The organism is Hyphomonas sp. (genome assembly GCF_965284475.1).
In the GTDB taxonomy this organism is placed as follows: Bacteria; Pseudomonadota; Alphaproteobacteria; order Caulobacterales; family Hyphomonadaceae; genus Hyphomonas.
The window spans coordinates 2,066,153-2,075,451 of sequence record NZ_OZ260087.1; the positions used below are offsets into that span (position 1 = coordinate 2,066,153).

A 9,299-nucleotide genomic window follows, 5' to 3' on the forward strand; every position below is an offset into this window, starting at 1 on the left:
GCGCCCAGGCATTTGCAGCTTACATCCATGCTGGAGAGCTCGCAATCAGGTCTCTGGCTGTTTGTTGACGATGCGGCGCACTTGGCCCAAGGCTGGAGACAGACAAAAAACACAGGGAGTTCAACATGCTGCGCTTTGTTCCACTTCTCGCTATCATTGCACTGTTTGTCATGTGCCTGCTGAGCGCGGGGTCGGTTCCATGGTTGCGTGCAGCTGCCGTGATACTTGGTCTTCTTGTCCTGCTGGGCCTTTATGATTTTTTTCAGCGGCGCCACACTTTATGGCGCAACTTCCCGATCCTTGCGCACATCAGATGGATAGCGGAAGAGTTGCGACCTTTCTTCAGATCCTATGCTGTCGAGAGTGATACGGAAGGCCGGCCGTTCAACCATGAGCAGCGCGCGCTGGTCTATCGGCGTGCAAAGAACGTGTCGTCGGTCGAGCCGTTCGGCAGTCAGATCGATATCGACAAGCCGCCTTATGAATGGCTCGCGCATTCGATTGCCGCGAAGCACAATGTGGAAGCCTGTCCGCGCATCAGCGTCGGCGCGCCAGGCACGACGCAGCCTTACTCTGCCAGTGTGTTCAACATTTCGGCCATGAGTTTCGGCTCCCTTGGCGCACATGCGATCGAAGCGCTGTCGACCGGGGCAGGGAAGGGGAACTTTTATCACGACACGGGTGAGGGCGGCGTATCGCCATACCACCGTGCAGGCGGGGCTGATCTCGTCTGGGAAATCGGCTCTGGCTATTTCGGCTGCCGTGCGCGCGATGGCTCGTTTGATGCGGCCCGCTTTGAAGATGTTGCGAAGGACCCTCAGATCAAGATGATCGAGATCAAGCTGAGCCAGGGCGCGAAGCCTGGCCATGGCGGCGTTCTGCCGGGCGCGAAGGTGACAGCCGAGATTGCCGCGACGCGGGGCATACCAATTGGTGAGACGTGCTTTTCGCCGCCCGCGCACTCGGCGTTCTCGACACCGCTGGAAATGATGGCCTTTGTTGCGCGCCTGCGGGACCTGTCAGGCGGCAAGCCGGTTGGCATCAAGTTCTGCGTCGGCAATCGCTGGGAGATTCTGGCGATCTGCAAGGCAATGCTCGAGACAGGTATCCGGACAGACTTCATGGTCGTCGATGGCGGTGAGGGCGGCACGGGCGCCGCGCCGGCCGAATTCCTGGACCATATCGGCGCGCCATTGCGTCAGGGGCTGGTTCTGACACGCAACGCCCTGATCGGCACGGGACTGAAGGATCATGTCCGTCTTGCCTGTTCAGGCAAGCAGACGAGCGCCTTTGCGCTCGCCTCGTCCATGGCGCTCGGTGCGGACTGGGTGAACACGGCGCGGGGCTTCATGTTTTCGCTTGGCTGCATCCAGTCGCTCAACTGCCACAACAATACCTGTCCGACCGGAATTGCGACCACGGACAAGGGGCGCCAGCGCGGGCTGGTCGTCGCCGACAAGGCGGAACGTGTCTACAATTTTCAGCGCAACACTGTGAAGGCCCTGATGGAAGTTGTCGGTGCAGCCGGGTGCGAGCATCCGTCAGAGCTGACGCCGCGCCACATCATGCACAGGGTGACGGAAGACGTGGCGCAGGCGGCCCACCGGGCCTATGACCTGCTTGAGAGGAACGCGTTGCTTGATGCGCCGGAGGAGACGAAGCTGGCCAATGAATGGGCGATGGCGCAGGCCGCCTCATTCCGTCCGGTGAGCACATAGCGTCCGCTGGCGGCCAGCTGTCCGGGCAAGGCGCTTGGCAAAAGCCGCAAAGCTTGGTTTCATCCGCTCCGGGCCATGCAGAGGAGGACGCACCCATGGATTCCGAAAGTTCAGCCGCATTTGCGGTCATTGGTATTATCTACCTGGCGATGATCATTTTCTTTATCGTCTGCTACTGGAAGATATGGAGCAAGGCAGGCTTCAACGGCGCTTGGTCGCTGCTGATGCTTATTCCGCTCGTGAACCTGATTGCCTTTGCCTATCTTGCCTTTGCCAAATGGCCGATCCACGCAAGGCTCAATCCGACCGACACGTTCAACTAGCGCGCGGCGCCAATACGATATCAAGCCGGCCCCCATATGAAGGGCCGGCTTTTGATGTCAGGAGCCGTTCGCTTCCGATTGCAGCAGCGTATAGCGCTCGATGCCGATGCGCTCGATCAGGTCGAACTGGGTTTCCAGATAGTCGACATGTTCTTCCTCATTGTGGAGGATCTTGCCGAACAGGTCGCGGCTGCCATAGTCGCGAACCTTTTCGGCATGCTCCATCGCATCCTTGAGCGTGGGGATGGCCATCATCTCCACCTTCATGTCGCATTCGAGGATTTCCTGCACGCTTTCGCCGATATGGAGCTTGCCGAGGTCCTGCAGGTTGGGCAGGCCGCCAAGAAAGAGGATACGCTCGATCAGCCAGTCGGCGTGATGCATTTCCTCAATTGATTCCTTGTGCTCGTGCTCGGCGAGCTTGGAGACTCCCCAGTCCTTGAGCATGCGGGAATGCAGGAAATACTGGTTGATCGCCGTCAGCTCGTTCTTAAGACAGAGATTCAGGAACTCGATGACTTTGGTGTCGCCTTTCATGGGGCACTCCTGCGCAAGTGAATGTGGATACGCGCGGAATAGGTGAATCCCCTGTCGAAAGCAAGAAAATCTCGAATAAAAACAAGTTCATCTGCAAGTGAGACACAGTCTCACAGCGTGCTGAAACGCAGTCTCAAATGGTGGCTTACTCGGCGGCGATCAGCGCAGGCGACGGTGCCTTGCGATCCATCTCCTGGGAAATGATCTCGCCAATCGAGCAGCTGCATTTTCCGCAATTGAACTTGCAGCCATGATGGGCCTGCACGGCTTTCGGGCTGCGCGCACCGGCATCGACCGCGGCGCGGACGCTCGAGCAATTGATACGGTTGCAGACACAGATGATCATGAGAACCATTTGCAGTAAGTTGCGAATGAATGTCAAGCGCGTTTTTGCGCCTCCCAGCCGAATACGTCTTCCAGGCCAGCGTCGAAGGCTCTGGCTATGCGGAAGGCACTCTCCAGAGACGGAGAATAGCGTCCTTGTTCAATGGCAATGACCGTCTGGCGCGTGACCCCGATAATCTCTGCGAGTGCAGCTTGGCTCATGTGCCCGTGCAACTCGCGTAATTCCTTGATGCGGTTGGTGATAGGTGGTCGGTCGGCCATCGCCTAGACGCCCCGTCGGTACAGGAATATCTGGAAGACATATTCTGCAATCTGGCTCAGCATCAGCGCACCGAAGATGATGTGGAACAGCAGGTTGCCGTCGCCGAGCCAGCCAAAGTGCCAGAGGCCGGTGAGCGCACCGAGCGCGAGAACATAGCCTGACCAGTGCCCCGCCTTGTGGAGAATGGCAGTCTCGCGCTCGTCAGCAGGTGCGTTGGCCTCCTTGCCGGATGTGGCGGCGAGCATGATGTTCACAATGATCGTCGTGATCACGACGAGAGCGACATAGCCGATAAAGAAGCGCAGGTCGGGCGGCGAAGTATGGCCCAGCCCATTCGAAGCGTTCACGATCCTGGTGAAGTACCAGGCTCCTGCCATGAACAGGATGAAGCTCATGGCCCAGGCGGTTTTCTCTCGGAATGACATGGGTGCGTCCTCTGTATGTAAAAAATTTCTTACATCTCAAGTAGTAAAGAATTTTTGACATGTCAAATATTTCTTACACCCCCATGACCGGGCTCGCTTGACGCTGTGGGGTGGGGCCTTTACGCCCGGCAACCTGATTATCACTCACGAATGACTGACACCCAGATGACCGATCTCTCCGTCCTCGCCGAATCCGCCAAGGCATGGCCCTTCGAGCTGGCGCGCGCGCTGAAAAAGCGTGTCGAGCAGCAGAAACAGGCCGGCCAGCGAAAGGATGACGATCCGGTCATCTTCGAGACGGGCTATGGCCCTTCTGGCTTGCCGCATATCGGTACGTTTGGCGAAGTCGTGCGCACGACCATGGTGCGCCATGCGTTTGACGTGCTGACGCGCGGAGACATCCCGACGCGCCTCATCTGCATTTCCGATGACATGGACGGTATGCGCAAGGTGCCGCCTACGGTGCCGAACCCGGAAAGTCTTGAGGCATACCTTCAACAGCCACTCACCGCCGTACCGGACCCGTTCGGCACCCATGCATCCTATGGCGCGCACATGAATGCCCGTCTCTGTGCCTTCCTCGACCAGTTCGGGTTCCAGTATGAATTCATCTCGGCGACCGACTGCTACAAGTCCGGCCGCTTCGATCCGATGCTGCGCCGCGCGGCCGAGAAATTCGACGAGATCATGGGCGTGATGCTGCCGACGCTCGGCGCTGAGCGGCAGGCGACCTATTCGCCCTTCCTGCCGATTTCACCGAGCACGGGCCGTGTGCTCTATGTGCCGATGAAGCATGTCGATGCCGCCAAAGGTGAGATCACGTTTGCGGACGAGGATGGTAGGGACGTCACGCTGCCGGTCACCGGCGGTCATGTGAAGATGCAGTGGAAGCCGGATTTCGGCATGCGCTGGGCCGCGCTCGGCGTCGACTTCGAAATGTTCGGCAAGGACCATCAGGCCAATGCGCCGATCTATTCGCGCATCGCAAAGATCCTCGGGCATCGCCCGCCGGAACAATATGTCTATGAACTGTTCCTGGACGAGAAAGGCGAGAAGATTTCCAAGTCCAAGGGCAACGGCATCTCGGTCGAAGAATGGCTCGCCTATGCGCCGGACGAGAGCCTGTCCCTGTTCCAGTTCCAGAAGCCGCGCGTGGCCAAGAAGCTCTATTTCGACGTCATCCCGAAAACCGTGGACGAGTACCTGACCTTCCTCGAAAACTATCCCAGCGAGGAACCGGCCCGGCAGCTGGAAAACCCTGTCTTCCACATCCATTCCGGCAACCCGCCAAAGGCGGATGTTCCGGTCAGCTTCGCGCTGCTGCTCAATCTCGTGGCCGTGGCCAATCCGGAGGACAAGAGCCAGCTCTGGGGCTTCATCTCGCGCTATGCGCCCCGCGCCTCGGCCGGGACGCATCCGCTGCTCGACAGTCTCGCAGGTTATGCCATGCGCTATTACCAGGACTTTATCCTGCCGGCGAAGACATACCGCGCACCCACGCAGCAGGAGCGCGCGGCCATGGCGGACCTCTCGGCGCGGCTGGCAGCCTTCGAGGCGGACCCGACGCCTGAAAACCTCCAGACGCTGACCTTTTCCATCGGCAAGGACCATGGCTTCGAGAACCTGCGCGAATGGTTCCAGGCGCTGTACGAAGTGCTGCTCGGCCAAAGCCAGGGGCCGCGCTTTGGCAGTTTCGCGGCGCTTTATGGTGCCGGGAACACGGCCCGCCTGATCGACGAGGCGCTGGCGCGGTAACGGGGTTTTAACCGGGACGCAGGACAGGGGGGGCGCCATGGCTGCCAACAAACCGGAAAGCGACCCTGCCCATGAAACCGATCCAGGCGCTCCTGCTTGTGCCGCTTTTCCTCTCGCTGCCCGCCTGTATCGCGACCAGGATCGTCACCGTGCCTGTCGGCCTTGCCGTGGATGCGGTGGAAGTTGCGGGCAAGGGCGTGGTCTATGTCGGCGGCACGGCGGTTCGGACCACGGGCGACGTGCTGGACGGGCCGGACGAGATGGCCAGTCTGCACGTCACGCTGAAGACCCGTTCCGGCCGCACCAGACACATCCGCAGGACGGTCAAGGTCAAGTATCTCGAGCGCGAACTCAAGAAGATCGAAAAGAAAGGCCGCATCGTCGACGTCGAGGTCACCAGGGCGGACTAGGCCGGGCCTATTCTGCCGCGATCAGCGTTGTCTTCTCTCTGGGCATGTCGCCTGTCGGCCAGCCCTTCCAGAGCGCGGCTTCCTTTTCGCTGGCGACGGCTACGGCGGCGTCCTTGATGTGGCCATAGCCGCGAATGTCATCCGGCACTTCGGCAATCGCCACGGCGAGGGCATGGTTCTTCGCGGTCAGGCCGGTGGCCAGCGTGTTCAGCGTTTCGAGATAGGTGTCGCGCAGGGCGCGTTCCATGCGGCGTTCTTCGGTGCGGCCGAACAGGTCGAACGGCGTTTCGCGCAGGCCTTTCAGCTTCGTCAGAACCCTGAAGCCGAGCATCATCCAGCCGCCGAAATGCTTTTTCTTCAGGTGGCCGTGGCTGTCCTTCTTCGAGATCATGGGCGGGGCGAGCCAGAAGCGCAGCTCGCCGCCCTTGAACTGGCTCGCGAGCTGGGCCGCGAAAGCGCCATCGGTGTAGAGGCGGGCAACTTCATATTCGTCCTTGTAGGCCATCAGCTTGAAGGCATAGGTCGCAGCTGCGCGTGAGAGCTTGTCTCCGAGGCCGGCAGCCTCCTCGGCTGCGCGGACCTGCGCAACGGCGTCGCGATAGGTCTGGGCATAGGCCTCGTTCTGATAGGCGACAAGGCGGGCTGCGCGGTCGTCGATCAGTTCGTCCAGCGTCTTCGGCTCAAGATGGCCGCGCGGGTCGTGCTGCTGGGCGAGGCGTTCCGGCGCGGCGGCAGCGATACGGCCGATATTGAACGCGGCCATATTGTCATCGACCTTGGTGCCGTTGAGGCGGATGGCGCGGTAGAGGCCGCGCAGTGAAACCGGCACGGCGCCTTTCTGCCACGCATAGCCGACCATGATCATGTTCGTGTAGATCGCGTCGTGCAGGTAGCCGACGGCAAGCGCCTCGGCATCGAACGCGCCGAAATCGCGGGACTGGCGCTTGACGCGGGCAGCGAGGAGGTCGCTCTCGAAACGCTTGGACCGGTTGCGGATGAATTCGCTGGTCGGCGTCACGTCGGAATTGGCATAGGCCGCCGTCCGGCCGGGTTCCATCAGCAGGAGGGCATCGCCGCCGGCCGCGACCACAAGGTCACAGGCGATTACCAGGTCTGCGCTGGCGGGCGGTACGCGGCCCGTGGAGATGTCTTCCGGCTCGCGCCCGAAACGGATGTGCGACAGGACAGGACCGCCCTTCTGGGCAAGGCCAGTCATGTCGAGCGAGGAGGCGGCATTGCCATCAACGTGTGCGGCCATGGCCAGCACGGCGGCGACCGTGGTGACGCCCGTGCCGCCAACGCCGGTGAACAGGACGTTCCAGGGCGTGGCGAGGGAGGGCGTCTCTGGCAATGGCAGGCCGGAGGCGTCGAATGCCCGGCGGGTTTCGCCGGTCCAGGCCGGTTCGCCATCCTTGACGGTGACAAAGCTCGGGCAGAATCCGGTGAGGCAGGAAAGGTCGGTATTGCAGGTCGACTGGTTGATCCGGCGCTTGCGGCCAAGCTCGGTTTCGACCGGCTCGACGGAAAGGCAGTTAGACTTGACCGAACAGTCGCCGCAGCCTTCGCAGACTTCCTGGTTGATGATGACGCGCACACGGTCCGGCGCGATGATACCGCGCTTGGAGCGGCGGCGCTTTTCGGTGGCGCACATCTGGTCATAGATCATCACCGAGACGCCGGGCGTTGAGCGAAGCATGACCTGCACATCCTCAAGGTCTTCGCGGTCATAGATCTTCACGCGGCGGGGCAGGTGTTTCACACCGGCATAACGGGTCGGGTCTTCGGTCACGATGACGATTGTCTCGACGCCTTCCGCTTCGACCTGCTGGGCGATCTGCGCAGGGGTCTGGCCGGATTCGACATGCTGGCCGCCGGTCATGGCAACCGCGTCATTGTAGAGGATCTTGTAGGTCATCTTCGCGCCGGACGTGACGGCGGCGCGGATGGCAAGGCTGCCCGAGTGGGAATAGGTACCGTCGCCGAGATTGACGAAGACATGGTCTTCATCCGTCGCCCAGTGCTGGCCGACCCAGGCAATGCCTTCGCCGCCCATCTGGCTGGTCATGTCCGTCTTCCGGTCGGGCATGAAATTGGCCATGTAATGGCAGCCGATTCCAGCGAGGGCGCGGCTGCCTTCCGGCACCACGGTCGATGTATTGTGCGGGCAGCCAGAGCAGAAATGCGGGCTGCGGACGGTTTCCGAGGCATTGCTGCGCGCGGCCTCGCCGGCGCGGCCGACACGGTCGAAATAGGCATCGGCGCGGGCCGTGTCCCAGCCTGCCGGGATGATCTTCATCAGGGCGGCGGCCATTTCGGGAATGGTGATCGAGGCGACATCGGACAGCAGGGGTGTGCCTTGCGCGGTGCGCTTGCCTTCCACGACCGGACGCTTGGCATCCGGCAGGTCATAGAGGGCGGCTTTCAGCTGATCCTCGATCAGCGGGCGCTTGTGCTCGATGACGACAACACGTTCGAGCCCGGCGCAGAATTCCCTCACGCCTTCCGGTTCGAGCGGCCAGGGCATGGCCACTTTGTAAACAGCCAGGCCGAGGCGGCCTGCCTCTTCCGGCGTGAGGCCGATGGCGGCCAGCGCCTCGAACACATCGCGGGCGGCCTGTCCGGTGACGATGACGCCGATCCGGGGCCTGGGCGAGGGGAGGATGACATGGTCGAGCCGGTTGGCGCGGACATAGGCCTGAGCAGCCGGCAGCTTGAAGTGGCGCAGGCGCGCTTCCTTGTCCAGCGGCGTGTCGCCGCGGCGCATGTGCACGCCGGCTTCAGGCAGGTGGAAGGAAGGCGCAACGAAACTGAACCGGTCGAGATCAATATTCACCACGGCGCCGGAATCCATTGTGTCGGCCAGGGCGACCAGGCCGGTCCATGCGCCGCTATAGCGGCTCATGTTCCAGCCATGGATGCCATAGTCGAGCACGTCCTGGATCGAGGCGGGGTTGAGGACGGGAATCTCTGCGTCCGCCATCGCGAATTCCGATTGCGAGGGCAGGGTGGAGGATTTGCAATTATGATCGTCGCCGATGATGGCGAGCACGCCGCCCAGCGCCGACGTACCGGCGGCATTGGCGTGCTTGAACACGTCGCCCGTGCGGTCAACGCCCGGCGCCTTGCCGTACCAGATGCCGAACAGGCCGTCATAGCGGGCACCGGGGAACAGGCCGAGCTGCTGGCTGCCCCAGACGGCGGTGGCGCCAAGGTCTTCGTTCAGGCCTTCCCAGAACCTGATGTCATGGCTGTCGAGCAGGCCCTGAACAGCCCGCAGCTGCTGGTCATATCCGCCCAGCGGCGAGCCGCGATAGCCGGAAATGAACCCGGCCGTATTGTAGCCGGCACCAAGGTCGAGGCGCTTGCGATCAAGGGGCAGGCGGACGAGGGCCTGAATGCCCGTCATAAAGGCATGGCCCTCGACAAGCTCGTATTTGTCGTCCAGCGTAACTTCACGGTGTTTCATGGATGTGCCATCCTGAATAGCATTTAGGCAGATTATTGGGCATTTCGAACGAAATTGC

The 9,299-nt window shown here is 61.4% G+C and carries 9 protein-coding genes; 4 read left to right on the plus strand and 5 right to left on the minus strand.

The window, feature by feature from the left end; translation table 11 throughout:
* Window positions 1-125: 125 nt before the first annotated feature.
* Both ACQ66M_RS10200 and ACQ66M_RS10205 read left to right on the plus strand, forming a co-directional pair.
* A complete protein-coding gene (locus tag ACQ66M_RS10200; protein WP_350170431.1) occupies window positions 126-1,718 on the plus strand; it encodes an FMN-binding glutamate synthase family protein in 1,593 nt (530 codons plus the stop codon).
* A 95-nt stretch (window positions 1,719-1,813) separates the two neighbouring features.
* Window positions 1,814-2,041 (plus strand): hypothetical protein, encoded by a 228-nt coding sequence (locus tag ACQ66M_RS10205; protein ID WP_350170430.1) that lies wholly within the window; start codon window positions 1,814-1,816, stop codon window positions 2,039-2,041.
* A 57-nt stretch (window positions 2,042-2,098) separates the two neighbouring features.
* On the opposite strand, the gene bfr is transcribed toward ACQ66M_RS10205, so the two are convergent.
* From bfr to ACQ66M_RS10225, 4 genes are all read right to left on the minus strand, one after another.
* On the minus strand, window positions 2,099-2,578 hold the full coding sequence (gene bfr, locus ACQ66M_RS10210; protein WP_350170429.1) for a bacterioferritin: 480 nt from the start codon (window positions 2,576-2,578) through the stop codon (window positions 2,099-2,101).
* Between the two features lie 145 nt (window positions 2,579-2,723).
* Window positions 2,724-2,924: a (2Fe-2S)-binding protein gene (locus ACQ66M_RS10215; RefSeq protein ID WP_350170428.1), complete on the minus strand. Its 201-nt coding sequence runs from the start codon at window positions 2,922-2,924 to the stop codon at window positions 2,724-2,726.
* Window positions 2,925-2,956: 32 nt separating this feature from the next.
* The gene (locus ACQ66M_RS10220; RefSeq protein ID WP_430403623.1) at window positions 2,957-3,184 is read right to left on the minus strand and encodes a helix-turn-helix transcriptional regulator; all 228 of its coding nucleotides are present in this window, start codon (window positions 3,182-3,184) and stop codon (window positions 2,957-2,959) included.
* Between the two features lie 3 nt (window positions 3,185-3,187).
* Entirely contained in the window at window positions 3,188-3,610 is a 423-nt protein-coding gene (locus tag ACQ66M_RS10225) for a hypothetical protein (RefSeq protein WP_350170426.1), read from the minus strand.
* A gap of 165 nt (window positions 3,611-3,775) precedes the next feature.
* Here ACQ66M_RS10225 and ACQ66M_RS10230 point away from each other — a divergent pair, with 165 nt between their 5' ends.
* Together ACQ66M_RS10230 and ACQ66M_RS10235 are read left to right on the plus strand one after the other, a co-directional pair.
* Window positions 3,776-5,365 carry a lysine--tRNA ligase gene (locus ACQ66M_RS10230; protein WP_430405152.1) on the plus strand — a complete coding sequence of 530 codons (1,590 nt, stop codon included), beginning with the start codon at window positions 3,776-3,778 and terminating at the stop codon, window positions 5,363-5,365.
* Window positions 5,366-5,436: 71 nt separating this feature from the next.
* Entirely contained in the window at window positions 5,437-5,775 is a 339-nt protein-coding gene (locus ACQ66M_RS10235) for a hypothetical protein (protein WP_350170424.1), read from the plus strand.
* A gap of 7 nt (window positions 5,776-5,782) precedes the next feature.
* On the opposite strand, the gene ACQ66M_RS10240 is transcribed toward ACQ66M_RS10235, so the two are convergent.
* Entirely contained in the window at window positions 5,783-9,241 is a 3,459-nt protein-coding gene (locus ACQ66M_RS10240) for an indolepyruvate ferredoxin oxidoreductase family protein (protein ID WP_430403625.1), read from the minus strand.
* Between the last annotated feature and the right edge of the window lie 58 nt (window positions 9,242-9,299).